The organism is Enterobacter sp. JBIWA003, from assembly GCF_019968825.1.
Taxonomy (GTDB): Bacteria; Pseudomonadota; Gammaproteobacteria; order Enterobacterales; family Enterobacteriaceae; genus Enterobacter; species Enterobacter quasiroggenkampii.
The window spans coordinates 40,630-67,022 of record NZ_CP074172.1 but is presented as its reverse complement, the minus strand read 5'-3'; the positions used below and the strand labels follow the sequence as shown (position 1 = coordinate 67,022).

Below are 26,393 nucleotides of genomic sequence, written 5' to 3'. Positions count from 1 at the left end.
AAGGAGCCAGCATCATGTCCGGCTTAAAATACGCTTTTCTGTTGTTGATACTTTTTGTCTCTGGTTGTTCTCATGCCAGTGATGAGGGTTATACCGCTGGCGACCTGCGAGGTTTTAATCACATGGCCGATAGTGGTGTTAACTCGTTTTCAGTGAATGGCTATGGTGGAACGCTAACAGGCAACTCATGCTGCATTATGCTCCCGGATAAATGGAAACCGGGATTGAAAGCCCATATCGAGTGGGAAGTTGACCCTAATCCATTAGAGAAAATACCCATGAAGAAAAAAGGATTTGGGTACGAAGAAGAAGCTTATGCCCGACATAAAGCCAAATACCAACAGCACAGCGCTATTGTTGATATCCCCCAATACGGCAAAGAGCGCTGCGGTTTAACAGTGCACTTTCTGCCCTGTAACCAGGTGAAAGTGACAACGGTTTGCTCAGGATACGGTACGCCTAATTATCCGATTAAAGAGCCTCTGAATATGAAGGAGGCTGCGTCATGTCCGGCTTAAAATATGCTTTTTTGCTGTTGATATTGTTTGTTTCTGGTTGCTCACATGCCAGTGATGAGGGGTATACCTCGGGAGATTTACGAGCAGTCAATCATATTGATGGCATTGGAATCAATGGCTTTTCTGTGAATGGGTATCATGTTCCAGGTTTGGGTGGTGGTTACTGCTGTATTCAACTTCCGGAAAAATGGAAGCCAGGATTAAAAGCCCATATCGAGTGGGAAGTTGACCCTCATACGGCCCCTGCTTTTCCGGGATATAAAGATAGGGTCAAATTTCAGGCGTGGAAAAATGCCCTGGAAAGCAGCTTTCAAACACATAGCACAACGGTTGATATCCCTCAATATGGCAAAGAGCGCTGCGGTTTAACAGTGCACTTTCTGCCCTGTAACCAGGTGAAAGTTACAACGGTTTGCTCAGGATACGGTACGCCTAATTATCCGATCAAAGAGCCTCTTAATATGAAGGAGCCAGCATCATGTCCGGCTTAAAATATGCTTTTTTGCTGTTGATATTGTTTGTTTCTGGTTGCTCACATGCCAGTGATGAGGGTTATACCGCTGGCGACTTACGCGGTTTTAACCACATGGCTGATAGCGGTGTTAACTCATTTTCAGTCAATGGTTACGGCGGAACACTGACGGGGAATTCGTGTTGTATCATGCTTCCAGATGAATGGAAGCCAGGATTAAAAGCCCATATCGAGTGGGAAGTTGACCCTCATACGGCCCCATTGCCTCCTGGTTATCAAGATTGGGAGAAATATCAAGCATGGGAAAAAATACTGAAAAGTAGTTTTCAAATACATAGCACAACGGTTGATATCCCTCAATATGGCAAAGAGCGTTGTGGATTAACCGTCCACTTTTTGCCCTGTAATCAAGTGAAGGTGACAACAGTTTGCTCAGGATACGGTACGCCGAATTATCCGATTAAAGAGCCTCTTAATATGAAGGAGCCAGCGTCATGTCCGGTTTAAAATATTCTTTTCTGCTTTTAATGCTTATTGTTTCTGGTTGTTCACGTGCTGGAGATGAGAGTTATACTTCCGGTGATATTGGTGGAATTAATCATACTTCAGCAGTAATTAACTACGTCAAAGTAAACGGTTACGGTGGTCCCAACATAAGCCCATTTGGTGATGGGGGGGGGTACTGCTGCGTTCAGCTTCCAGAGAAATGGAAACCGGGATTGAAAGCCCGTATTGAATGGGAAGTTGACCCGAACCCATTAGAGAAAATACCCATGAAGAAAAAAGGATTTGGGTACGAAGAAGAAGCTTATGCCCGACATAAAGCCAAATACCAACAGCACAGCGCTATTGTTGATATCCCCCAATACGGCAAAGAGCGTTGCGGTTTAACAGTGCACTTTCTGCCCTGTAACCAGGTGAAAGTGACAACGGTTTGTTCAGGATATGGTACGCCGAATTATCCGATTAAAGAGCCTCTGAAGATGAAGGAGCCTGCATCATGTCCGGCTTAAAATATGCTTTTTTGCTGTTGATATTGTTTGTTTCTGGTTGCTCACATGCCAGTGATGAGGGTTATACCGCTGGCGACTTACGCGGTTTTAACCACATGGCTGATAGCGGTGTTAACTCATTTTCAGTCAATGGTTACGGCGGAACACTGACGGGGAATTCGTGTTGTATCATGCTTCCAGATGAATGGAAGCCAGGATTAAAAGCCCATATCGAGTGGGAAGTTGACCCTCATACGGCCCCTGCTTTTCCGGGATATAAAGATAGGGTCAAATTTCAGGCGTGGAAAAATGCCCTGGAAAGCAGCTTTCAAACACATAGCACAACGGTTGATATCCCTCAATATGGCAAAGAGCGTTGCGGTTTAACAGTGCACTTTCTGCCCTGTAACCAGGTGAAAGTGACAACAGTTTGCTCAGGATACGGTACGCCGAATTATCCGATTAAAGAGCCTCTGAAGATGAAGGAGCCAGCATCATGTCCGGTTTAAAATATTCTTTTCTGCTTTTAATGCTTATTGTTTCTGGTTGTTCACGTGCTGGAGATGAGAGTTATACTTCCGGTGATATTGGTGGAATTAATCATACTTCAGCAGTAATTAACTACGTCAAAGTAAACGGTTACGGTGGTCCCAACATAAGCCCATTTGGTGATGGGGGGGGGTACTGCTGCGTTCAGCTTCCAGAGAAATGGAAACCGGGATTGAAAGCCCATATCGAGTGGGAAGTTGACCCTCATACGGCCCCATTGCCTCCTGGTTATCAAGATTGGGAGAAATATCAAGCATGGGAAAAAATACTGAAAAGTAGTTTTCAAACACATAGCACAACGGTTGATATCCCTCAATATGGCAAAGAGCGTTGTGGATTAACCGTCCACTTTTTGCCCTGTAACCAGGTGAAAGTGACAACGGTTTGTTCAGGATACGGTACGCCAAATTATCCGATCAAAGAGCCTCTGAATATGAAGGAGCCTGCATCATGTCCGGTGAAGTGAGTTTAGCGAACCCCTGCTGGGCACCGCCGTTATTTCCCGAAGCCGGGCGTTTACCGTTGAGTGAGCAGCAGGTTAACAGCAATTATAAAAAGCAAATCCAGGAAGAGCAGGACTATAAAACCCGCTTAGGGAAGAAAACGGGGCGAAGGGTGGGTTTTGTCTGTTGTCAAAGCGTGCATATCAGCTTGTTCTTTGATGGTACAGGTAATAACGAACATAACGACACCAATAGCATTCCGGCACACCCCACTAATATTGCTAAATTATTCCATGCCAGCATTGAAGGTCATGACAAAGGTTACTTCCGCTATTATATACCCGGCGTAGGCACACCGTTCCCTAAAATTGGCGAAATAGATTACAGCGATGATGGCCTGAAATACGCCACCGGCGGGGAAGATCGTATTAATTGGGCACTGTTAAGACTTGTAGATACTTTGAGCCGGGTTATCACTAAAGGCGCTAAGCGCCTAGACGATGGGGTAGCCAAAGGAATGCTGCCAAATATGCGTGCACACGCGCCGTTCTCCGGGGAGGTGAACCGCCGCAACGCCATTAATCCACTGTTGAAAACGCTGGAAGCTCAGGCTAAAGAGAGCCAGCAACCTCATCTGCTGGGCGTTAAGCTGTTTATCTATGGTTTTTCGCGCGGCGCGGCAGAGGCCCGAACCTTTATTAACTGGCTCACGCAACTGCCTTCTCCCGATAAAACCGCAGGATACCAACCCATCACGCTGGCCGGATTGCCGGTTAGCATCGAGTTTGTCGGCTTACTGGATACGGTCGCGTCAGTCGGTGCGGCGCATATCGTGCCCGGAGCCGCAGGCCATATGGGCTGGGCGGATGACACACAACCACTACCTGATGAAACTAAATTCCCCGGACTGATTAAATGCTGTCGTCACTTTGTTTCTGCGCATGAACAGCGCCTGTGCTTCCCGCTGGACTCCATTCGGCGGCCAGATGGCAGCTACCCGCCAAACTGTCAGGAAGTCGTCTATCCGGGAATGCACTCGGATGTTGGCGGGGGGTATCCTCCGCGTGATCAAGGTAAATCCTGTGGCGGTACGGGTGAAATTCTTTCTCAAGTAGTTCTGCATGATATGTATCTCTCAGCTTTTGAGGCTGGCGCACCACTTTCAGTGCATCCGTCTTCGGTCACTGAGCAGATAAAAGATCGATCCCCTTCGAGAATTATGTCTGGTGCTTCCGTTACAGAGTTTGCCATTGCTCCAAAAGTAACAGCTCGTTTTAACATCTGGCGGCAAACCCTGCTGAATACCACCCTTCAGGGCACTGAAGATACCTCTGATGATAAAGGCGGGTATCGCCCTTATCAGCTTTCCCAGACGCTTGAAAGTGCCGTCACCGAGCAGATTGGCTGGATCACCGCCTGGCGTATTGGCCGTTATGCGCACGGCAGTATGCTGCCTCAGGGGCCAATGTTTGCCAACAGCTTCTTCAATCAGGCTCCGCAGTTAAAACCTGATGAGCTGGAAAAAGAAGCAGAAGATCATAAAGCAGCAGTAAGAGTGCTCAACGCCCGCCGTGCCGAAGCAATAAAAGCACGAAAACCGCTGGATGAGAGCTTGCAGGGTAAGCCCGACCTTGACCCGACCAATGCGCAGTACCAGTTACGCGAAGCCGCCCGTGAGTTCCAGCATGACTACAAAGAATGGGTGCGGGACATCAATGGGCAAAGCGTCTGGGATAACCCCATCCAGATTGTGCTGGACGTCATTCCTAAACATGCTGTTTTCCTGATTAATGGCGATGATGAAGCCGCTGAATATGAGGAAATGAAAGCAGACGGCAACCGGTTATACCCGCAGTTGTTCATCGATTCGCTGGGAACCGGAATCCGTACCCAGCCCCGCGCCGAATTGCTGGCCTTCTACGACGAGCAGATCCACGACTCCCGCGCCTGGTTTATGCAAAGCACTCTGGGTGGCCGTGAACCCTGGGGTGGATATTTCCGTTACCGCATGATCTACTGCGGCAACAAGGCCAATAAGAAACTGCAACTGATCTCTGTGGAAGGGAAGGTTGTTGGCGCACAGCCGACCTCAAACAGGGTTGTGTATCTGGTTGAACCAAAGTCGGCCTACAAAGGTGAAGCTCACAAGGTGACGGATCTGGCTACAGGTTCGACGCAGACTCTGAGCGCCGGTGCGCAGTCGGCAGCAGGGTATGAACCCGGCAGCGTTGCGTCACAGACCCGCTCAGACACCATAAATAAACAGCATCAGGCGATGATGAGTTCCTCCATCGATATGCTGAAAGCGTCGGGGGTGAAAGTCCTGTGAGCCTGAAAATCTTACCCTCTTGTGTCTGGAATGCCGGTTGGTTTTGCCTGTGCATATTGCTACTGAGCAGCTGTGGCCTTTACCAGAAAACAAAGCAGGGTACGCAGAGCGTGGCGAAAGCGATTTTCTATCGCCAGGTAGAGACACTGCACCTGAGCTTCGCTGCCCGAAGTGCCATTAACGCCGATGACGCGCAGCAGGCGATGCCGCTGCGTATCCGTGTCCTGCAACTGAACGACCGCAAGACCTTTGATAACACGGAATACACCGACCTGCTGACACAGCCGGATTTGGTGCTGAAGGAGTCGCTGCTGACACAGCGCCAGCTGAGCGTTTATCCCGGTCAGACGGTCAACCTCGATATTCCAGTGGATGAAAAAGCGCAGTTTGTGGCGGTAGTCGGGCTGTTCCGCAAGCCGGACAGAACCCGTGGCACCTGGAAGCAGGTGCTGAGCCGCGATGCTCTTGACCCGGATGAGCCGCGCGTCATTGAAGTCCGTGATAACACGCTGCTGCTGAAACCGGTGAAAGAATGAATGACCATGATTTTCTGAAATATTTCGACAGTGAAATGCGCTGGCTGAAGGCGGCGGCGCGTGAGTTTGCTGAACAACATCCGGAGGCCGGTCGGCGGCTGGGTATCGACCGACAGTCTCATAAAGCTGATGATACCGTAGAGCAGCTGTTCCAGGGCTTCTCGCTGATGATGGCCCAGCTCAGGCGCAAGCTGGATGACGATATCCCGGAGCTGACGGAGCCGCTGCTGGGCCATCTGCTGCCGATAGCCAACCGGACACAACCCTCGATGGCCGTGGTCGAGCTGACCCCGGAAATGGTTGCGCAGGTCAGGGATGTGGTGATCCCCGCAGGCACGACACTGCTGACCCGGCCAATGGATGATACCGGGCTGCGCTGCCCGTATCGCACGACCGATGAACTGGTACTGCACCCGCTGGAGCTGCACAACGTCCGACGACAGTTTCACACTGACGGCCATCAGGTGCTGACGCTGCGGTTTTCATTCAGCCAGTACGCCGACCCGTCGCAGACGGATTTGAGCCAGATCCCGCTCTATATTCACGGTGATCGGCCCTTACAGTCGATGCTGTATCTGGCGCTGACGCATCATGTCTCGCATATCACGGTGCGCCTGCCACAGACCGGTAATCTTGACCCGCAGCCGTTTCACGGCAAGCTGTCGTCGCGCTGGCAGCAAAACTGGTCGTCAGTCTGGCCGGAAAGCGACAGCCCGGCGCTGTGCGGTGAAGTTCGCCCGTTACTGGAATACTTCAGCTTTCCGGCCCGGTTTGCGTTCTTTACCCTGACAGGCCTTGAAACGCTGCCGCTCGGAGAAGACTGTCAGCATTTTGAGCTGGAATTTCATCTGAGCAAACCACTGAACCGGGATATTCCCGTGCCGGAAGATATTCTGCGTATCCACTGTGTACCGCTCATCAATCTGTTTACCCTCAACGCTGAACCCCTGAAGGTGGAACCCGCACAGCTGGATTACCGGCTGCGGCCACACCGGCTTCGCGATCATCACACTGAAATTTACAGCGTGGATAAGGTGGCCGCGAGCGAGACGCTGGACAAGCGTCAGTATGTGCCGTACCGGCAATTCCGGCACAAGGGCGGGATGTTGCAGCGTAAGGAGAGCTGGCCGGAACGGTACTTTCATACCCGTATCTGGCGCGGCGTAAGTGGTCTGCATGAGACGTTGCTGATGCTGGGCGGTACGTCCGGTGAGCAGGATCTACACGAAGAAAATGCCACGCTGTTTATGAACATCACCTGTACCAACGGCAACTATCCGCGCATGACGCTGGATGCTGCGGTCTTTGATGGCGTAACCATGACCGGCAATCATACACTGCGCTGCCAGACCCGGCATGCGCCCTCTATGCCTTGTTACCCGCCGTTATCGCAATTGCACCAGTGGCATATCATGGCGCAACTGCATCCCCGCGCCCTGAGCCAGATGATAAGCGATGCCGAAAATCTTCGGGCGGTCTTGCAGCTGTTTAACTGGACGGAAGATGAGAACAACCGTCGCCGGATTGAGGGTATCCGGGAGGTCAGCTATCAGCAGGCGTACAATTCTTCCCGCAGCTGGCACGGCGTACGCATTCGCGTCGCACTGGATGAAACACAGTTCAGTGGCGTGGGTGATGCGCGGTTATTCTGCGAATTGCTGGAGCAGTTCTTCACACAGTACGCCAGCGTTATTCGCTTTACGCAGCTGACGGTGGTGCTCACCGAGTCCGCCACGGAATGGGTGTGGCCGGAACGCCGGATTGACAGGGTGCTGATGTGAACGACGCTGAAGATAAAAAAACGTTGCCGCCTTTCTGGCTCGACAGCGACGGCAACGATCAGACTGCCCGGTTCAATTTCTACCGCTTCTGTCAGCTGCTGGAGAAGGCTGGCGGGAACTCGCTGGGTACAGGTTTTTATCCTGACAGCGACCCGGTGCGCTTCAGGCCCGATCCCCATTTAGGTTTTCCATCCGGCGAACTGAAGCGGACTGAAATCGACCCGGATAACCCGGATGCCCCGCCGACCGTCAGAACAAAATTTCTGGGATTGTACGGCGTGGATTCGCCGCTGCCGACTGCCTACATTGACGATATCAACCAGGGGCGGGAAGGGGCTGATGCAATGGCCGCGTTCCTTGATATCTTCAATCACCGGCTGATGACGCAGTTTTACCGTATCTGGAAAAAATACAGTTACCCCGCAACCTTTGAAGACGGCGGCACGGATAAGTTCTCCCGCAGCCTGATGGCGCTGACCGGCATTACCCACAGTCGGGAACTGCCTGCGTCACGCCTGCTGGCAATTATTCAGCCGTTGCTGCATCCAACCCACACGACTGAAGGTGTGGCCGCAGTGATCCGCAGCCAGGCTCCGAATACACAGGTGAAGGTCATCCCGCATCACCCGGTCTGGATGCCGGTGGCTGAACGGGCGCGACTGAAGATTCACGGAGGAATGACGCTGGGAGAACGTCCGATTCTGGGGGATGAAGTCGAAGATGCAAACTACTGCATGCGGATTGAAATGAGCACCGAGGATGCCGATGAGGCGAAAGGGTGGATGCCTCGGGGCCAGCTGCGCAGGGACGTGTTTGCGCTGCTGGAAACGTACCTGGGATGTGATTATGATGCCAGCCTGCACCTGACCATCCCGATTCGCCTGCTGCCTCGTCCGAGGCTTGGCGACCCGGATCTCTTTTCGGGGTACAACATCATGCTCGGGCTTCGGGATGACAATGAAGATCAGATGCCGCAGACGATGCGGATGAGGGTAGGGAAACTTCGTGGCAAGGACTTTGACGACTGACAGCTGGCGGGTAAACGTTCCGGTTAATCTGCATACGGAGGCAGAAACGTTCCTCGGATACCTGCGCCTTATACCAGCGATGAAACCTGTTTGTTGCCCGTGGTGCGCCGCAAAAAACTTCGTTTTGCGCGATCCGCGACTGTATGAATGCCGCAACTGTAAGCGACGTTTCACACCCTGGACAGGCACACCTTTCGCTAATTGTCGTCATCAGGATTCATGGTCGGCTTATGCTGTTTTGCGGCTGGCCGGACTCCTGCCGGGAAAAGCCGGTGATACGGCTGGTTTAAGTCATGGTGCTCAGACCTACCGTGAGGAAGTGCTGGAGGATCTTATTGGGGTTCCGTGGTCATTTCTGCAATAATACACGCTAAGCGATTTTCGCCCTGACGGAAAACAAGTGTTTTCCGTCAGATCTTGCCGCTGGAGAAAATTGAGGGGGTAAACTCCTTATTTTTTACGTGACAAACACTGTCGGAATGAGACATTGTACGACAAGCTCAATTTTAAGGTTTGTCGCACATGTTGATTGGCTATATGCGAGTATCAGGCAATGATGAACGTCAGTCTGTTGCTTTGCAGCGTGATGCATTGATTGCTGCCGGAGTTGACCCCCGCCATTTACATCAGGATCATGCCTCTGGTGCGCGCGATGATCGCCCGGGACTTAAGACCTGCCTTGCAGAGGTGCGAGAAGGTGACGTCCTGATAGTCTGGAAGCTTGATAGGCTTGGTCGCTCACTCTCACATTTGATCCGAATTGTAGAAGACCTGAAAATCCGCGGTGTTGCCTTTAAGTCATTGACTGAAGCCATCGATACAACAACGCCACATGGCTCGTTCCTCTTTAATCTTTTCGGCACCCTCGCTGAATATGAAAGAACGCTTATCGCTGAACGTGTTAATGCGGGCCTGGCTGCAGCTCGCCGACGGGGGCGAAAAGGTGGAAGACCACCGACGATAGATGCTGAAAAGGTTGAGCAGATCCTCACTGCTCTGGAAACCGGTGCCAGTAAAGCGTCAGTGTGTCGCACATTCAGGGTACCGCGCTCGACACTCATCGATACGCTGCGGCGAATCGGCTGGACCGGGCCAGGATCCTGCAATCTGAAGGCAGACCAGGCCGATGTCCTTTCTTGACGCCAAATCGCATGATGCTCTTTTTGCGCTGCCTGAGGTTTATGAGGAGGCGCTTTCCCGGTTTGCACTGTCCTGTGAAGATGTTGCATTCGCCAGATCGCATCGTCGGTCTCATAACCGCCTTGGTTTTGCTGTTCAGCTCGCACTTATCCGCGACCTCGGTCGTACGCTACGTGCAGGAGAGGTTCCTACGGAGGCGGTTATCGCTGTTGTTGCAGAGCAACTGGATATTGACCCAGCCGTTTTTACACTTTACGCCCAACGCGAGGAGACTCGTCGGGAGCATGCCCGCGAAATTGTCTCTGCCCTGGGTCTTCGTTCCGTCCGGGTCAGCGATTACAGAATGCTCATTCTTGCGGCCGCACGCGAGGCAGCAACAACCGAACGGGGGCTACCGATCACCAGAGCGGTTATCGACAAGCTAAAGGACAAAAAGTTACTGGTCCCTGTCCCGACACAACTCGTTCGCCTGGCAATGGCGGGGCGGGCAGCCGCCCGCCGGCTGTCCTACCGGGAGCTGATCAGGGATCTGGAGCCTTCATCTATCACCGCACTTGAGCAACTACTTACCGAACGAGCCGGTGAAAGGAGCCTTCTTGGCTGGATAGCCGAAGCTCCGGAAGGTGTGAAACTCAAGAATCTCAGAGGACTGATTAGCCGGCTCGAGATATTACGGGCAGCGGCAATCTCCGATGAGCAGCGCAAAAGGATCCATGTAAACCGTTACGGTATTATTGCCCGCGATTCTCGTGTTTTACATGCACGTGAGATACAACGTCTGGCGTCCGAACGCCGCCGCGCCACGCTGGCAGCCTTCGTCATCGAAAAACAGGCGATAATTACCGATCTGGCTATTGATATGTTCTGCAAATTGATTGGCAGCACGAGGCGCAAGGCAGAGATAAGCCAGAAGGAGCGTCGACTGAAAGCCGCAGAAGTGCTTGAAGTCGTGGCTCTGGTTCATATAAAGCTGGGTCAGGCGCTTCTGGATGCCCGTGACGGCAAGACTGATTTTGCATCAGCGATAACGGCATCACTTGGCTGGGAAGGTTTGATCGCCAGTATGGCTGCTGCGGCTTCTGTCGCATCACCCCATCGTAATACCGAATTTGACGAGCTTATCGGAAGACAAAAATCATTACGTAAGCTGGGGCGGCTTATTTTCAGTACTTTTTCTTTCAGGGCGTTTCGCGCGGATGAGCCGGTTCTGCTGGCTGTGGATCATCTTCTGGCACTCTACCGCGGTCGAAAACTTCCCTCGAAGGTACCGCTCGATTTTATGTCCCGTAAATGGCTGCGGCGAGTCAGTCCGGGGGCGGGAAATACAGATTTTCAGGCATGGGAGGTTGCCGTATTCGTTCATCTGCGGGAGCGGCTGAAAACCGGAGACATATGGGTTGATGGCAGCAGGGCCTGGCGCAGTTTTGAGGATTATCTTCTACCACGCCATGTTTTCGACCAGATGCGTACAGAATCACGGCTCGGACTTGCCATTCCGGATAATTTTTCGGAATGGAGGGCGGAGCGTACCGCCACTCTAGATACAAAACTAAAAGCGCTGGCAAAAGCCGCCGCTGATAATGCCATACCTGATGCAGAGCTTTCTGACAGAGGGCTGTCCGTTTCACCAATCCGCGAGGAGGATAGCGACAGGATTACCACACTCAGCCGAAAGCTTTACATGCTGGTTCCCCGGGTCAGGATCACCAGCCTGCTCGCTGAAGTCCATAGCTGGACTAATTTTCTTGATTGTTTCACCCATTATCGCACCGGAGAACAGGCTGAAGACGAAGCGTCGCTCATGGCAGCGATCCTTGCTGATGCGACTAATGCCGGAGCTGAACGAATGGCACAGAGTTCACGTGGTGTCACCATTCACCAGATGATGGTAATGGTGGATCGTCATTTACGCGCTGAAACCTATGCAGCTGCAACCTCGGTACTGGTCGATGCCCAGCAGGAACATCCTTTTGCCGCTATCTGGGGGGATGGCCATGTATCATCCTCGGACGGGCAGTTTTTCCCTGCCGGCGGACGTGGTGAAGCCAGCCTTGAATACAATGCAAAATACGGCAAGCGGCCAGGAGCGTCGATTTATGGCTTTCTGTCGAACCGGTTTGCGTCCTTTTTCTCCAGAATGATCCAGGCCTCTGAGAGTGAAGCACCTTACGTACTCGATGGTTTGCTTCACAACGAAAGTTCAGTGGAAATTCATGAACATGCCACCGATACTGCCGGTGCGACTGAAACAACATTTTCGATGTTTCACTCCTTTGGTTACAGGCTCATTCCCCGCATTCGCAATTTGGGTAGTCGCAGACTGTACGTCATTACTCCCTCGGAGGAATACAGGCCACTTGATGCTCTGATTGCCGGAAGAGCCAGGATGGATGTTATAGAGCAACACTGGGATGAGGTGCTGCGGCTAAAGGCTTCGATCGGCGCAGGTCTGGTGCCTCCATCAGTGATACTGAAAAAGCTGGCAGCGTCTCCCAGACAAAACCGGCTCAACCAGGCTTTGCGAGAAATGGGACGCATTGAACGCTCTATCTTTATTTGTGACTGGTTGCTTGATACCCGCTTACGTCGCAGATCACATGCCATTCTCAACAAAGGCGAAAGCCGCCATGCCCTTGCCCGCGCCATTTTTCTTCACCAACTTGGCGAGCTTCGTAACAGAGCTGCCGAGGCTATGGCTTACAGGGCATCTGGCCTCAACCTTGTTGTTAATGCAATAGTCCTGTGGAACACGGTCTATCTCAGCCGTGCTGTTGATTACGTTCGCAGCCAGGGGATCATCATACCGGAAGAGCTGTTGTCCAGCGTGGCGCCACTACCGTGGGGTCATATATCTCTCACCGGAGATTACCTGTGGAACGAAATTGACCGTCCCCTTGAACGGTACAGGCCAGTTCGCACTAAGCGATTCAATCCAAAGAACTTCATTTTTCCTTAGCGGGTGTTATTGCAGAAATGACCACGGAACCCCTATATCAGCCAGGATAACCCGCAGGCAGCAATCGACCTGGATGATGAGTTTGAGACGGCGGCAGAGCGGGCCTGTGGCAATCCTGACATGTACAAACCTGGCCGGGTCAAAGGCACCCGGGAAGTAGTGGTCAGACCTCATTACATTCTGGTCTACCAGACTACAGCAGAAGAGGGAGTTCTGACGGTTTTACGTGTCCTTCATGCCGCCCGGCAATGGCCACCTGTTCGATGACGGAAATTTCGGCGGTTGCGGCGTAGAACCCCGTGTTCTGCATCCCGGCGTCGAATTACCTCGCAGCCGCACAGGCTGCTTAGAAATGCTTTCTCGAAGCGCTGCCACTCAGCGCATAACAGGCCCATAACCGGACCGGAAGGCTGTTGCTGAATTTACACCACCTTGACGGACTCGACCTTGCTGCGATGTTGGGAAGATCACCACTTCCTCGGGTTGTATTCCCATTGCTATCATAAAACCCAGGTAACTCACTACCGATGAAATCATGTGTCCCTGCGAACGACTTAACTATATTGTTGCCGGGAGAGCCCCAGTAATGCGGGAAAATTATTCAAACGCCCACAGGATCTCCATGCACCTAATTGCAAAGGCCAGTTGGTGCTTTCAGTGGGCCACATTCATCAAATCCATAAACTACATATCCTTTGCTTTTCATACAACTTTCAAGCTTTTCAGCTCTTGATACTGATTGCTGCAATGTTTCATTAGGATTTGAACCACCTCTACTCCAGGTTCCATCATCAAGATTTGTGCTTTTATCTACTCCGCATGAGTATAAATCACGCTTTCTTTGCTCAATATTCGTATCTCCTATTGTATTATTTTTCTGAAATGTTTTTATGTAAGGAACATAATCATAATCGGATGAATCCATATTCATAACAACACATCCAGTCAGAGAATGTATACTTATAGCGACGAGCAATTCTTTTATCATGAAATCCTCGCTATTTGCCTGCGGAGAAAATAAACTGCAGTAACTCAGGGGATACCAGTTCACTCATTGCAAATGGTGTAGCAATTGGTATTGCTGCTACCGTCCAAGTGTTAGCTGCTATATTTTCAAGTTCGCTACGCCCACGAGCAGTGTTTCCTGTATTATCGTAAAAGCCCGGGAGTTGTCCACCAATCAAATCATGAGTGCCAGCATAACTCTCGACTAAGTCGTCGAAAAATGAACCTGGGTTATAAGGTATTGGCCCCATACTTCCCGCACCTCCCTGAAAACCACCTGTTGGGCCATATAAGCCACCAGACATATTCTTGTCTGCTAATAATGAGTCAAATGTTGGATGCTTGTCATCACCTGTGTATTGAACATGGCCCTGAGCATCGAACACCAAGTTACCATTAATATCTTTTTTGCACCTCCCGTTACCCTTACCACATACAAAGTCAAGCCCCACTCTCACCCCCCCAATTTTTATACCATCATACAATCCATCACTTTCCCCAGAAACGTTACTGATAACTCGTCCATCTTTATCAACAGCACCTTTAAATATAAATGAGTTTTTAACACTTTCTTCACGCATCGCCGTGGCCGCCGTCGCCAGTGTTCCCTGCGTAATCGCCACGCCCGGAGTTCCCGCTACAACACCAACCAGCGTCTCCAGGAAACGTTTCTGGTACTGAAGCTTGTAGATTTCATCCAGTGCCTTATCACGGGCAACGGGATCATTTTCATCCATCGCCTTCTTCAGGTCGGCACGGGCGCTGGCCTGTTTGCTGTCGATATAGCTGTCTATCTGTTTGTTGGCATTGTCCCTGAACTCTTTGGTCACACTGACCTGCAGATGAAGCTCTTTGAATACACCGTCTTTATCAAAGTTATTGTCTAGTTTGCCTGAGTTCGCCGCCGCCGTCTCCGTACTGACATCCGTCCTTATAGCATCAATAGTTTCCGCCACAGTTTTCCCCGTCAGTGCCTGCTGTTCATCTGCCCGGGTGATAACGATATTGCCGGTATTGATCCCACTGTGTGTCACTGAACCTTCACTGCCATGGTCGTAACCAATACCTCCTGACATATTTTTGCCAACCAGCGTCTTACCGGAGTTGTTGCCATTCTCACCGTTGCTGGCAACGCTAATCCCCCCACTGAGCCCGACGCCTTTCCCTTCAAATTCAGAGTGGTTTTCAATATCACTCGCCGTCAGCGTTCCGGTACTGAGCTGGTTTTTACCCATGCGCTCAGCAATATCGTTCGAGGTGATAATCCCACCTTTGAGGTCAGTATGATTGTTGACGTTAATCTGGTAGCCATTATCTCCGGCAAAAATACCGGACTGCTCCTGTACCGAGGCATAATCCGCATTCACCTCAGCCATATTGAAACTGCCGGACGCCGAGAAACCGTAACCCATGGTGACCTGACCGCTCATGTCCATCTGCTTGCCCTGATACTTCATCGTATCCTGCAGGCTCTCAATGTTAAGATTGTCTGCGGTTATCTGCACACCCTGGCCCATAATCTGCCCACCACGCAGCGTAGTATCCCCGCCGCTGGTTATGCTGGTCAGCCCCCCGGCGTCTCCGACATGGCTGTTACGCCAGGTGACCTCATCCCCCTGACCGTTCCCCACGCCATACTGCCCGCCAGCGGTGACCCCAAATGCCGCACCGCTCTGACCATAGCTGACAGCCACACCCGCATTCCAGCCGCTGGAGTGGTCGTCCGTATGGTCATGGCGTTCTTGTTTTGCAGCAACGATATTGATGTCGTTATCCGCAAACAGGGTCGTCCCCTGTTTTCCGGCTATATCCGAACCTATAATGTTGATATCCGAATGCTCACCGCCTGTCGCCACAATCACGGCATTCTTACCGGCGTTGATTTTACTTGCCTGCGCGGTGGTGCTGTTGATGGTTTCGGTATTGGTCTGCTTGCTTTTACCGTAGGTCAGGGAAACACTGACGTTCTGCGCCGCCCCCTGCGCACCGTTTTCCATGACGGCTTTCGCACCGTCCATCATCGTGTTAGCAGCACCAGCACTGTCCCAGGCAGCATTCGCCGCCGCCAGCATATTGATACGGTCATCGCCACTCTTACCGACCTTCTTCACTGCACTGGCTGCCACCTGCAGAGCCTGGAGCGCCGGTACATTCACGGCAAGTGTAAATCCACTTTGCTCAACAGTGTGCCTGTACTGTGAATCCCAGGTATTCTGCGCCGCTTCGATGGTGACGTTTTTCCCCTGAATCAGCACATTTCCCGCTGGAGCGGAGACGGTGCTTCCTGTCTGTCGGTAATCATTTCCTGCCAGAAGGAGTGTGTCCCCCTGCAGGCTCCCTACCATGGATTGACGGTTGCCACGTACCTGACTGTCATTTTCAGTAGTTTCTTTGAGTGTGCCCACGGTAAAGCCCATGCCACCCGAACTCAGCAGCCCGGATTTGGTCGTTTTCTTCATGTGCCATTCCCGGCTGGTCTCTTCCGCGCTGGTTATTGTCAGATTACGACCCGCCTGCATGGCGATATCACCTGTGGCGGCAGCATCACTGCCACGCACCAGAATGTCATGACCGGCTTTTACGGTGATGGTATTCGCGCTAAGGGTGCTTGCGGCTGCCGTATCCCTGCTAAACGCATCACGGGTCGCAACCGTACTGTGGGAAAGCAGGCCACCATTGACGTTTTTCTTATGGCTCTCGTCCACTTCATCGTGGTTAGTGCCACTGACGATATTAATGTCATGGCCTGCCGCCAGGGCCAGCGCATCGCTTGCATTGATACTGACCGCACGGGCGTTGATATCCTGGCCTGCAGCCAGTGAGACACTGCCATTGCTGGCTATTTGAGTCCCAATTTCATTACTGTTGGCCTGATGCAGGGTGTTGTCTTTATCCCACGCCACATTATCCTGGCTGGCGGTGGTGACGGTGTTAAGGTTGACATTCCGCCCGGCTGCAATCAGCATCTGACTCTCGTTTCCGGCATTTACTACCTGCGCCGCCGTCAGATTTGCATCGCGTCCGGCGTTAATCACCAGTGTACTGTTATCATTCAGTACGGCAATGCTGGCGACCTTATCCAGCGTGGTACGGCTGAACTGGCTGGTTGTATTGCTGCTGCTTGTGCTGCGGGTCGTTGTCGTGATGTTAATGTCCCGCCCGGCATTCGCCACCAGAGAATCCAGCCCCTGAAGGGTGCCGCCGATGCTGGTGATATCGTTGCGGGCACTCAGGCTGACATCAGCCCCCTGAATGCTTCCCGCGTTATTAAGGATATTTTCAGCGGTGATCACCGTGGCTTTACGCCCGCCGATCACACCACTGTTGTTCAGATCACCTGTCAGGTTCATGGCGATATTCCCGCCGGACATCAGTGCGCCACTGGCATTGAGATCGCCCGCTTTAACAGGGGCATAAACCTGCGGCACAAGCACTGTCTGGCGTGAACCATCCGGCATGGCGATTGTGGTGTTTACCAGCCAGACGATAGGTTTGGTGAGTTTCGCCATCTGCTCCGCCGTCAGTGCCACGCAAGGACTGAGTTGATACTGATCGTTAAAGGCCAGGCCGTTATCCATCAGCGCCTTGTATTCGTCTTCATCATTGCTGAAGCCATCAAGATAGCGCATGCCGGACAGGGCAATAATCTGTTCACGCACCAGGCGTTGCTCATAGTAGCCATCGCCCAGACGTTTCATGGTCTGATCAATGCCCAGCCTGTCCTGCATATAATCGCTGCCGAGCCACTTTTTATTACTGGTAAAGCGCGGGTCAGTCTGGATCAGATAGCTGCTGTTGTTATCCGTGATCACGTTAAACAGGCTGTTGTCCGGCAAACGGGTGTCAGGGGTGACAGTGCGGATCACCGTACTGCCATCGCCACCTTCTGGCGTCACATCAAACTGGGTTCCTGGCTGTGGTGCCACAGGAGTTTTATCACTGCCGTTAACACCGGTGTCAGCACTGCCTGCGCCACCGGTATTAACATCCGTATTCCGGTTCCCCTGAGCATCAATGTTTTCGCCGCTCCCGCTGAAGCTGCTGTTGCCGTCCATGCGTCCCGGATTGAGCGAAATCGTCTGAATGATCGCCGGTGGAGTGTACTTAGAGGTATCGATCCCTGGGGAATCCCCTCCTTTATGACTGTCGCGCCAGTAGTGCTTCAGTGTGCCGTTGTCAGTGATGATGCGCTGGCCTTCTGCCTGCTCGTTGTCCACTGTCGCTGCATTCACCGCCAGCGTACCCCCCGCGACTATCTGGCTGTTTTCGTTGTAAACAGAGTCAGCGTTGATGGTCAGATTCCCCCCCGCGAGAATTTTCGCCGGATCGCTCTCTTTGACCTGCGTTTCCTGGGTGGTTTCGGTGTAACGGTACTCGTTGAAGTTATCACCATTGTTCGTACTGCGGCAGGTCACCCCTTCGATACAGATAATCCAGGTTTCAATTTTGTCGAGATGGATGTTGTAGTCCACCGTGTCATACATCGTGCCTTTCCACTGATACAGCAGTTTATCAATCACCGATACGGTCACCACCTCTGTCGCAAAATGATCGTTGATGTTGTTGAGCTTATTGACGTTCAGTAGCATATCGCCAGCGGATTCAAGCGTGGCGCTGTGATTGTTGATGGTATCCGCACGCCCGGTGACGGTGCCATCGACGGCCAGTGCACCACCCACCGCCAGCGTGCCGTCGCTGTAAATCAGCGCGTGTTCATAGTTGTTGATCGTCTGTGCGCCAACATTCACCTGCGCGCGCCCTGCAAGCACCGGCGCAACGCCATCTGCGACCATGTTGTTGAAGGTGGTGACATTCACTCCAACGCTGTCGCCGTAAATGCGTCCGGTTCCCGTATTGTTCAGGGTTCGGGATTCAAGCCAGGTCAGGCCACCATCAATCAGGCCGTAGTTGGTGATGCTGTCGGTGAAATATAACCGATCGGTACCGCCGTTGATTTCCCCGGACTGCTGGTTGCTCAGGCTCCTGCCGTGAACATTCAGGATATTCCCGGCCAGCAGTTGCCCGCTATTGATGAGATCACCGGAGGTTGTCAGCGACAGGTTGTGGTTGGCAATCAGGGTGCCCTGGTTGCTGAATCCCTGCTGACTGTTAACAGACATATCGCCGGTTGAAAGCAACTGCCCGTCGCCGGTCAGGTTCAGGGCATTGAGAGAAAGCAGGGAGCCAGCGCTGGCGGTACCGTTCGTGTTGGTCAGTTGCAGAGCAGTCCCCTCCATCGCGAGCATTTTGCCTGCGGACATCAGGCCGTCACTGTTATCCAGTTGCCCCGCAATGGTCAATTTCATACTGTCATTTGCCAGCAGGCTGCCACTCTGGTTATTCAGCCTGTCACTGGTGATGTTAACCGTCTGACCTTCGATTCCCTTGTTGTCACCTTGTGTTGTGCTGTTATCCAGTTGCTGTGCCACAAGCGTCGTCGTCGCTCCACTGCGAAGCAGACCATTTTGGTTATTGAGCAGCGTGACAATCTTCAGCCACAAATCCCCGGCACTCTGAATTTGCCCCTGCTGATTCTGTAGTGACTGTGTATTGAGGTGCGCATTCTGCTGCGCGACAATGCGCCCACCGTTGCGGTTATCCAGCGCATTTGCGGTGACAGTGCTGTTTGAGCCTGCGCCCAGCGTACCGCCCTGGTTATTCACATCCGCAGCGTTAAGTTTCAGTGCAGCCAGACTGTAGAGTGTACCACTCTGATTATTCAGTGCATGACCCTGCATATCCAGGGTAACGCCGTTCCCCTGCACAAGCCCGTTCTGGTTGTTCAGGTCGCTTGTGGTAGAGAGACTGACAGCTCCCTGTGCCACAACCTGCCCGCTCTGATTGGTCAGCAGCGAGTTCAGCAGCGAGAGTCTTTGACCGGCGAGCAGCAAACCTGCGGTGTTATCGAGTGAGGACGACGTTATGTTCAGATTGCCATTGGTGCTGATCCCCCCTTCATCAACAGTGCCCGTATTGCTGATGTTCTTGACGGTAATCGCCATATCGCCACCACTCTGAAGCAGACCGCCACGGTCATTTTTCAGTGTGTCGGCCTGCAAATCCAGCACGGACTGCACTGCAATTTTCCCGGCGTGGTTATTCACCACCGTGGCAGCAATATTCCCGTTGCCGTTGGACAGCAACTGCCCCTGGTTATTCAATAACGTCAGGGAGGAAAGATGCATATCACCATCGGTGCCGATGATTCCGCCCTCACTGTTATCCAGGGTGTTGTTCAGCGAAAACGTCAGGGAGTCACCGGCTTTGATTTTACCCGACTGGTTATTCAGGCTGCTGGCCTTCAGGGTGAAAAGACCGCCCGCACCGAGAATACCTGACTGATTCAATAAGTTTGTGCCCGTAATATTCAGGCTGCCGCTGCTGGCAATTTTACCCTGCCGGTTATCCAGTGCCCCACTCAGCAGCAGTTGGATATCACCGCCAGCGCCAATACTGCCTGACTGGTTATTGGCTGAGGTGGCATTGAGGGAAGCCGCTCCGGCCCCTGCCAGCGTGCCGCCAGCATTGTTAATGTGTGCGGAGGTGATCCCAATATCACCTACGGACTGGACGGTACCCGCGCTGTTGTCAATGCTCTGCTGTGCCGACAGGCTCAGTCTGCCCTTACCTGCATGGGTAATTTCCCCGGACTGGTTATTCAGGGCCATCGCACTTAGCGTCAAATTTTTACTGTTGCTGCGGATATGCCCGCCCTGGTTATCAAGCTGACCTGCCGGATTGAGCGTCAGGTCATCCTCGCCGACCTGGATGAGAGTGCCCCTGCGGTTGCTGATATCGTGCGCTGACAGCGTCAGTTTTTCAGCCGTCAGTGAGCCGCTGTCATTGTTAAATACAGATGTCGTTCGCGCCGTAAGCGCTTTCCGGGCATCAACAGTGGCACCGGCTGTGGAGAGGGGACCACCCTGCGCATCCAGTGACACGGATATTCCTGCAGTCTGGCTGCTACTGAGATCAATACCGTTTCCTGTCGCATTAATGTTGCCGCCCGCCAGATTCTGTCCGTGGGCGCTGAGCTGGCCGGTAGTGGTGAGAGTGAGATCACCCGGTTGTGTAAGGTTGCCACTATCATCCACACCGGCGGCAATCAGACTCTCCTTCGTGCTGGTGAGCATTTTAGCATGGACGGTCAGTGAGCTGCTCCCCGCCATCGTTCCGCTGTTGGTTAACGAGCCGTCACTGCTAAGCGTCAGTTGCCCTTTGCTGTGCAGCTTACCGCTGTTCGTAATATCGCCGCTGCTGGAGATTTGCATATCAGCGCGGCTGCTGATTTTCCCGTTGTTCTCAATTCGCCCGTCAGCAGTCAGCACCACGCTGCCTGCTGTCGCGCCAATTTCCCCTGCGTTATGGACACCGACCCCCTGTTCAGTGCCAATTAAACGAATTTTCCCCGCGTACATTCCACCCAGCGCGGAGACATCGAGTGCCATCCCCGGCTTGCTGCTGCCGTCATCGGTGAGTCTGGTTATAGTCTGATGCGCTGCATCCACCAGATTACGACCGGTTGTCACTTTCAAATCCCTGGCCCGGATTGCCGCGTTCACATTGAAGCTGCGCGCAATAATATCGGTGTAGTCACTTTCGTCGGAATTGAGGCCGCCGCCGGTAATGGTGATATTGCCACCCTTCACCTGATATCCCGTCAAATCTCCGTTACTGAACTGCGGTTTCCCCGTTGTCAGGGTTGAGCGGTTGGCATTAATAAACCCACAGCCATCGCAGCTGATGCCGGAAGGGTTAGCAATGACCACCTGGGCTTTTTTCCCGGCCACTTCGATGTAGCCATTGAGCTTACTCGGGTCACGCGAGTTGACCTCATTGAGGATAACTTTGGCTTCCCCTTTCACCAGATTCGGGTTGCCTGCCACCATCCCGGCCAGATTGGTATTGATATTCTTGTGACTGTTATTCAGGATTGCCCCTGCTTTGTCCACATCAAACTGGCTGTAAGTGTTACGAGAGACACCGGCAGCACTTGGTGCCTGGATATCGACCTGTGGAATACCGCTGGCGCTGTTTATCACCTGGGGTTGCTGGTTTCCTGGTGCGCTTTTATCAGCCACAATTCCTGCCATCGCAGGTGTAATCTGCGCAAACGCGAGCAACAGACCAAAGGTCAGCGGGGCCAGAGTGGCGGTAAGCTTCGCGCCTGGTTTGCTGTCCGAGCCGGATGACGGTGAAACACCAGCACGATGGGAGCGTGTAATGTCAGCGACAACCATCAACATGCCGCGCGCTTTGTTAAAAACGATACGATAGAAAAGTTTATTCATTGCCGTAACTCACAGTCATCCGTTGTCCGCAACAGGCGGTCAGAAAATCATCCAGGGGAAAACACGCCCGTGAGGGCGTGCTAAAAAAATCAGAAACGATAGCCCACGCCGATATTGAATCCATTGATGGAGTAGTTATCGCCATAGATATCGGCGCTGGAGCCTTCTTTGCCTCAGGTATATTCGCTTTACCTCTGCTGTCAGCGCTTCCTCCTCCGTGACCATGCCCACAGGTCTGCCCGAGGCGTCATACCGGAAAGCCCCTTCCCTGATGCCCTCCAGATACATCTCGCTCCTGACCAGCGCTTTCAGCGCGAATGCCACCGTCAATAACTGACAATGGACTTTCCATTCTATTAACCTTAACCTTCATCATCCGGAAAGAAAATTCCAACATTTTCTTTAGCAACCTTATCAATAAATAGCTTAATAGTTTGTCCGTCAAATTTACCACTAGCTACAGACTCCTCACTAAGCATATTCATTCTCATAATTTCACTACACATAGCCCTGACTCTAACCAAACTGTCCAGCATAACCTTGTTGTACTCCATCTGGTTAAAACCGCCTTCCTTCCTTTCTCTCTGAATACGATAAACTCTGAGCCCTAGCTCTACTAACATGGAAGTTATTGACGAAACTGTTGCATCAGTCTCCGTTGCTCCTTCCTGCCTGCGCTCAGTAATAATCGCATCTATTTCTTCCCTGTGGATTGGCCCCTATATTTCCATACACTTTTTATCACTTAACCCATTACTGGTTCGCCGCCGCAGATATTCCCGTGGCGAACGATACCCCAGTGCACTATGCGAATGCCATTCGTTGTAATGTTCGAAGGCCTCCGCGAGGTTCTTTACCGCTGTTAACCCGTCGGGTTTCGGCATGATGCTGATGTAATCGCGCTTCATCGTTTTCACGAAGCTCTCTGCCATCCCGTTGCTTTCCGGGCTACGTACCGCCGTATGTTTAGGCTCCAGTCCTACCATTCTGGCGAACTGACGCGTCTGATAAGAACGGTAGGCTGAACCGTTGTCTGTCAGCCACTCAACTGGGGATGTCGGCAGGCTGTTACCGAAGCGACGCTCCACGGCACCCAGCATGACGTCCTGCACGGTTTCACTGTCATATCCACCGTTACTGGCCGCCCAGTAAAGTGCCTCGCGATCGCAACAGTCCAGCGCGAACGTGACCCGCAGTTTTTCACCGTTATCACAGCTGAACTCGAAGCCGTCAGAGCACCACCGCTGGTTACTTTCTCCAACGGCCACTTTCCCTGTATGCGCCCGCTTCGATGGCGGTATTTCCGGTTTACGCTCAAGCAGCAGCGCATTCTGACGCATGATGCGGTATACGCGTTTGGCATTGATCACTGCCATGTCGTCAGTTTCTGATTGTCTGCGCAGCAGTGCCCATACCCGACGATAACCATAGGTGGGCAGATCGCCGATAACGGTATGGATACGGGCCAGCGCGTCAGTATCATCAGGCTTGCGCTTGCACCGACGATCCTGCCAGTCCTTCGACCGACGGGCCATGGCATGCAGTTGCGCACGTGAGACCCGGAGGCAACGACTGACAAGGCTTATTCGCCATCCTCCGGCAACAAGGGCACGTGCGCTATCCACTTTTTTTGTCGGCCATATTCAACGGCTTCTTTTAGCAGCTCGTTTTCCATGGTTTTCTTGCCCAACAGGCGCTGCAGCTCTTTAATTTGCTTCATCGCAGATGCCAGCTCCGACGCGGGCACAACCTGTTCTCCTGCGGCAACGGCTGTAAGGATGCCTTCCTGATACTGCTTACGCCACAGGAACAGCTGACTGGCAGCAACGCCATGCTGACGGGCGACCAGCGACACGGTCATTCCGGGCTCAAAACTCTGCTGAACAATGGCGATTTTTTCCTGAACACTTCGCCGTCTGCGCTTCTCTGGACCTAAAACATCAATCATTCGGACTCCAACGACTAGTCTAAAAACTAGTATTAAGACTATCACTAACTTAAGTGATACCAACTGTCTGGAGATTCATGGGGCCAGTCTACCCTGACCTGATTACTGACAAATGTTTGTATCCGTGGCATTCTTTGCTTTTCCTTACAGATTTAGAATCTTATTAAAATATAAATTCGGAAAATTATCCATAGTATGTTCAGAGTATATAATTTATTTTTGCAGAGTATAGTAACGAGTACACCCCCCCTCGAAAAACCAGAGTATACTCTAGAGTGCACTCTATCTATATAATTGATTTTAAATGTATAGTATAAAAAGAGTATATATATACTCTAATTATACTCTGCATAGAGTATATATATACTCTATGCATCAATGATGCAAAATGACTTTGCAGTCTTAAAAAAACTATAACAGCATGATTTCAAAGAAAAACCAGGCAAGATGCAATCTTGCGAGGTGTGTGGGGATTTTGAGGTGAGAAGCAGGCTATCGTAAAATAACCTGCCGGGATGGATTCAGTAATTAGTGAGCAAAAAATCCCGCCAGCGAAAGGGCGGGATTCTAGTTTATAACTTAGGATTAGACGGTGGTCTTTTACTAGTATTAACTTTGTCTATTATTTTATACAGCAAAGTCACTAAGGTTATCGCTCCACCACATATACCCCCAAAAACAATAGCGCGCCACACCTGATTTACAGGGTAATAAAACACACCATTGGACAGATAATGCATGATTGAAATTACGCCGCCAACTGCTATCAGCAAAAAAAACACAAAAAGAGAAGAGTAAATAAATAAAATAATGTATGCCAATACACCTTTCATTATTTAGCGCCCTCGTTTTTTTGAGGTGGATTATTTAAATCCTTAATAAAGCCATTTGTAAATTCAGATGTGACCCCTCCAATAAAGTCATACGCAGTACTCGGAATAGGATCGTTTCCAATAGTTTTAGTTACTATAAATGGTGCGTATTTACCTATTGCGCCCCCAAGTCCGGCACCAATACCAGCCCCGGCCAGTGACACTGTATTTGGACCATCAGTAAAGAATGCCCCCCCCATTGCGATACCTGTGTTCGCAAGGACACCACGACCGGGAGCCATCATGCCTGTTGTAAATGAGGTCGCGCTTCCCAGATAGTCCCACGACTTATTCGCATTCTGCGGCTGGTTTAAATCATAGACCTGATAACCACTATTGGCCGCCAGTCCAAGAAGCCCGCCACCAAGAACTTTACCTGCTGACGCAGCAGGCCCCAGATACCATGCCCCGGCAATCATCACACCATCCTGGTAGCCATCCACGATCACTTTCGTGATATTGGTGCTGTCCGGCATATCACCTTTCGCTATCTTATCCAGCCCGGCCTGCTTTTGTTCCGGTGTCAGATTATTGTCCACCGCGTACTTGTTCCATGATGTAGCCGCCGCAGCATTGCTTTCAAAACCATCACCGAAGCTGAGCGCGTTATTCTCAACAACAACTCGTTCCGGTACACATTGCTGCGATGAACACGTTTTTTCCCTCTCCTTTCCGTGAGTTACAGCCGCTTTTGCCTGCTGTACTTCCTGCCCGCCGACTTTTTGCCCCGACGCGCCTTTTTCGCCCGAACACGCTACCGCCCCGGTGAAGATCACCAGGCACAGTAACAGGCTCATCAGACGTGTCAGCTTTTTTGGCATACAGCATCATAACCCATCTTTGTTTTAATGAGTTATGCCGTTTTTATTTTCTGTTCAGGGAGTTAGCGGGATTATACGGGTATAGATGGGATAAGGCCGGAGAGGCCTCTGCGGACCTCAGCTCTGGCTGTATTGTCCGGCTATTTTGCGGGAGGTGTGAAGTACACGCAGGATGCGCACACGAGCGCTTTCTGCCACATACACGATGATGAACGGGAAGTGCGGCACCACCAGTTTACGCTGCTTCTCTGAGCGTCCGGCTTTCACCCCGGCAAGCGGGTTTTCCGCAAGGATAGCCGCCATGCCTGCCAGCCGTTCATCGGCTGCGATGGCGACCAGTGCGCCGGCTTCCCGATTCAGGTACAGGAAGATGTTTTCTCTGTCAGTCTGTGCGCGTTTTTCCCATTCAACCCTGACCGTCACAGCGTACCCCGCGTGGCCTGTTGTTTCAGCGCCTTCATTCGCTTTTCCATTTCATCGTTGCTGATGTACTCGCCTTCACCTGCATCATGGCGGCTGAACGCCTGGGCTATCTGTGTTTCCAGCCAGCCTTCATGCTCGCTGCTCTGATGGCGACGTTCTTCTGCGGCCAGCTCTTCGGCCCGCTGGCGCATCAGCTCTGTAAGGCTCATCTGCTGGCGCTCTGCGGCCTGCATCGCCAGGCGTTTGGTTTCTTCGTCGATTCGGAAGTGGATAGTGCTGCTCATCGCCA

At 52.0% G+C, this 26,393-nt stretch carries 21 protein-coding genes; 14 read left to right on the top strand and 7 right to left on the bottom strand.

What is annotated here, in order from left to right; genetic code table 11:
* Window positions 1-14 precede the first annotated feature (14 nt).
* From KGP25_RS25925 to KGP25_RS25860, 14 genes are all read left to right on the top strand, one after another.
* Window positions 15-518 (top strand): DUF3304 domain-containing protein, encoded by a 504-nt coding sequence (locus KGP25_RS25925; protein WP_223540772.1) that lies wholly within the window; start codon window positions 15-17, stop codon window positions 516-518.
* Window positions 506-1,009, top strand: coding sequence for a DUF3304 domain-containing protein (locus KGP25_RS25920; RefSeq protein ID WP_223540718.1), 504 nt, complete (start codon window positions 506-508; stop codon window positions 1,007-1,009). The genes KGP25_RS25925 and KGP25_RS25920 overlap by 13 nt, the downstream gene beginning before the upstream one ends.
* Window positions 997-1,497 carry a DUF3304 domain-containing protein gene (locus tag KGP25_RS25915; protein WP_223540717.1) on the top strand — a complete coding sequence of 167 codons (501 nt, stop codon included), beginning with the start codon at window positions 997-999 and terminating at the stop codon, window positions 1,495-1,497. The genes KGP25_RS25920 and KGP25_RS25915 overlap by 13 nt, the downstream gene beginning before the upstream one ends.
* A complete protein-coding gene (locus KGP25_RS25910) occupies window positions 1,485-2,003 on the top strand; it encodes a DUF3304 domain-containing protein (protein ID WP_223540716.1) in 519 nt (172 codons plus the stop codon). The genes KGP25_RS25915 and KGP25_RS25910 overlap by 13 nt, the downstream gene beginning before the upstream one ends.
* On the top strand, window positions 1,991-2,491 hold the full coding sequence (locus KGP25_RS25905; RefSeq protein ID WP_223540715.1) for a DUF3304 domain-containing protein: 501 nt from the start codon (window positions 1,991-1,993) through the stop codon (window positions 2,489-2,491). Before KGP25_RS25910 ends, KGP25_RS25905 begins: the two co-directional genes overlap by 13 nt.
* Window positions 2,479-2,997 carry a DUF3304 domain-containing protein gene (locus KGP25_RS25900; RefSeq protein ID WP_223540714.1) on the top strand — a complete coding sequence of 173 codons (519 nt, stop codon included), beginning with the start codon at window positions 2,479-2,481 and terminating at the stop codon, window positions 2,995-2,997. The genes KGP25_RS25905 and KGP25_RS25900 overlap by 13 nt, the downstream gene beginning before the upstream one ends.
* Window positions 2,982-5,303 (top strand): DUF2235 domain-containing protein, encoded by a 2,322-nt coding sequence (locus KGP25_RS25895; RefSeq protein ID WP_223540713.1) that lies wholly within the window; start codon window positions 2,982-2,984, stop codon window positions 5,301-5,303. The genes KGP25_RS25900 and KGP25_RS25895 overlap by 16 nt, the downstream gene beginning before the upstream one ends.
* A complete protein-coding gene (tssJ, locus tag KGP25_RS25890; protein WP_223540712.1) occupies window positions 5,300-5,839 on the top strand; it encodes a type VI secretion system lipoprotein TssJ in 540 nt (179 codons plus the stop codon). The genes KGP25_RS25895 and tssJ overlap by 4 nt, the downstream gene beginning before the upstream one ends.
* A complete protein-coding gene (gene tssF / locus KGP25_RS25885) occupies window positions 5,836-7,620 on the top strand; it encodes a type VI secretion system baseplate subunit TssF (protein WP_223540656.1) in 1,785 nt (594 codons plus the stop codon). Before tssJ ends, tssF begins: the two co-directional genes overlap by 4 nt.
* Window positions 7,617-8,648: a type VI secretion system baseplate subunit TssG gene (gene tssG / locus KGP25_RS25880; protein WP_223540655.1), complete on the top strand. Its 1,032-nt coding sequence runs from the start codon at window positions 7,617-7,619 to the stop codon at window positions 8,646-8,648. Before tssF ends, tssG begins: the two co-directional genes overlap by 4 nt.
* Entirely contained in the window at window positions 8,626-9,012 is a 387-nt protein-coding gene (locus tag KGP25_RS25875) for a hypothetical protein (protein ID WP_223540769.1), read from the top strand. The genes tssG and KGP25_RS25875 overlap by 23 nt, the downstream gene beginning before the upstream one ends.
* 158 nt (window positions 9,013-9,170) lie before the next feature.
* Entirely contained in the window at window positions 9,171-9,788 is a 618-nt protein-coding gene (locus KGP25_RS25870) for a recombinase family protein (RefSeq protein WP_223540659.1), read from the top strand.
* A complete protein-coding gene (locus tag KGP25_RS25865; RefSeq protein WP_223540660.1) occupies window positions 9,775-12,744 on the top strand; it encodes a Tn3 family transposase in 2,970 nt (989 codons plus the stop codon). Before KGP25_RS25870 ends, KGP25_RS25865 begins: the two co-directional genes overlap by 14 nt.
* Before the next feature lie 36 nt (window positions 12,745-12,780).
* On the top strand, window positions 12,781-13,011 hold the full coding sequence (locus KGP25_RS25860; protein WP_223540771.1) for a type II toxin-antitoxin system RelE/ParE family toxin: 231 nt from the start codon (window positions 12,781-12,783) through the stop codon (window positions 13,009-13,011).
* A 361-nt stretch (window positions 13,012-13,372) separates the two neighbouring features.
* On the opposite strand, the gene KGP25_RS25855 is transcribed toward KGP25_RS25860, so the two are convergent.
* The 7 genes from KGP25_RS25855 to KGP25_RS25820 form a co-directional block, all read right to left on the bottom strand.
* On the bottom strand, window positions 13,373-13,675 hold the full coding sequence (locus KGP25_RS25855) for a hypothetical protein (RefSeq protein ID WP_223540768.1): 303 nt from the start codon (window positions 13,673-13,675) through the stop codon (window positions 13,373-13,375).
* Window positions 13,676-13,742: 67 nt separating this feature from the next.
* Window positions 13,743-22,040 carry a hemagglutinin repeat-containing protein gene (locus tag KGP25_RS25850; RefSeq protein ID WP_223540767.1) on the bottom strand — a complete coding sequence of 2,766 codons (8,298 nt, stop codon included), beginning with the start codon at window positions 22,038-22,040 and terminating at the stop codon, window positions 13,743-13,745.
* Between the two features lie 362 nt (window positions 22,041-22,402).
* Entirely contained in the window at window positions 22,403-22,753 is a 351-nt protein-coding gene (gene traM / locus KGP25_RS25840; RefSeq protein WP_223540770.1) for a conjugal transfer relaxosome DNA-binding protein TraM, read from the bottom strand.
* Window positions 22,754-22,759: 6 nt separating this feature from the next.
* Window positions 22,760-23,988 (bottom strand): IS3-like element ISEc36 family transposase gene (locus KGP25_RS25835; RefSeq protein WP_223540765.1). Its coding sequence is split into 2 segments (ribosomal slippage): window positions 22,760-23,673 and window positions 23,673-23,988, totalling 1,230 coding nucleotides; the frame shifts between segments, so codons are not numbered across the junction.
* Between the two features lie 832 nt (window positions 23,989-24,820).
* A complete protein-coding gene (locus KGP25_RS25830) occupies window positions 24,821-25,681 on the bottom strand; it encodes an adhesin (protein ID WP_223540764.1) in 861 nt (286 codons plus the stop codon).
* A 117-nt stretch (window positions 25,682-25,798) separates the two neighbouring features.
* Window positions 25,799-26,104 carry a type II toxin-antitoxin system RelE/ParE family toxin gene (locus tag KGP25_RS25825; protein ID WP_223540628.1) on the bottom strand — a complete coding sequence of 102 codons (306 nt, stop codon included), beginning with the start codon at window positions 26,102-26,104 and terminating at the stop codon, window positions 25,799-25,801.
* Window positions 26,101-26,388 (bottom strand): damage-inducible protein J, encoded by a 288-nt coding sequence (locus KGP25_RS25820; RefSeq protein WP_223540710.1) that lies wholly within the window; start codon window positions 26,386-26,388, stop codon window positions 26,101-26,103. The genes KGP25_RS25825 and KGP25_RS25820 overlap by 4 nt, the downstream gene beginning before the upstream one ends.
* Window positions 26,389-26,393 lie beyond the last annotated feature (5 nt).

What these genes read in the sequence shown, in the direction of transcription:
- KGP25_RS25895 (WP_223540713.1), top strand. Translation starts at nt 2,982, where the DNA reads ATGTCCGGTGAAGTGAGTTTAGCGAACCCCTGCTGGGCACCGCCGTTA.
- KGP25_RS25925 (WP_223540772.1), top strand. Translation starts at nt 15, where the DNA reads ATGTCCGGCTTAAAATACGCTTTTCTGTTGTTGATACTTTTTGTCTCT.
- KGP25_RS25910 (WP_223540716.1), top strand. Translation starts at nt 1,485, where the DNA reads ATGTCCGGTTTAAAATATTCTTTTCTGCTTTTAATGCTTATTGTTTCT.
- KGP25_RS25865 (WP_223540660.1), top strand. Translation starts at nt 9,775, where the DNA reads ATGTCCTTTCTTGACGCCAAATCGCATGATGCTCTTTTTGCGCTGCCT.
- KGP25_RS25905 (WP_223540715.1), top strand. Translation starts at nt 1,991, where the DNA reads ATGTCCGGCTTAAAATATGCTTTTTTGCTGTTGATATTGTTTGTTTCT.
- KGP25_RS25920 (WP_223540718.1), top strand. Translation starts at nt 506, where the DNA reads ATGTCCGGCTTAAAATATGCTTTTTTGCTGTTGATATTGTTTGTTTCT.
- KGP25_RS25900 (WP_223540714.1), top strand. Translation starts at nt 2,479, where the DNA reads ATGTCCGGTTTAAAATATTCTTTTCTGCTTTTAATGCTTATTGTTTCT.
- KGP25_RS25830 (WP_223540764.1), bottom strand. Translation starts at nt 25,681, where the DNA reads ATGCCAAAAAAGCTGACACGTCTGATGAGCCTGTTACTGTGCCTGGTG.
- KGP25_RS25870 (WP_223540659.1), top strand. Translation starts at nt 9,171, where the DNA reads ATGTTGATTGGCTATATGCGAGTATCAGGCAATGATGAACGTCAGTCT.
- KGP25_RS25855 (WP_223540768.1), bottom strand. Translation starts at nt 13,675, where the DNA reads ATGAATATGGATTCATCCGATTATGATTATGTTCCTTACATAAAAACA.
- tssF (WP_223540656.1), top strand. Translation starts at nt 5,836, where the DNA reads ATGAATGACCATGATTTTCTGAAATATTTCGACAGTGAAATGCGCTGG.
- KGP25_RS25820 (WP_223540710.1), bottom strand. Translation starts at nt 26,388, where the DNA reads ATGAGCAGCACTATCCACTTCCGAATCGACGAAGAAACCAAACGCCTG.
- KGP25_RS25915 (WP_223540717.1), top strand. Translation starts at nt 997, where the DNA reads ATGTCCGGCTTAAAATATGCTTTTTTGCTGTTGATATTGTTTGTTTCT.
- KGP25_RS25850 (WP_223540767.1), bottom strand. Translation starts at nt 22,040, where the DNA reads ATGAATAAACTTTTCTATCGTATCGTTTTTAACAAAGCGCGCGGCATG.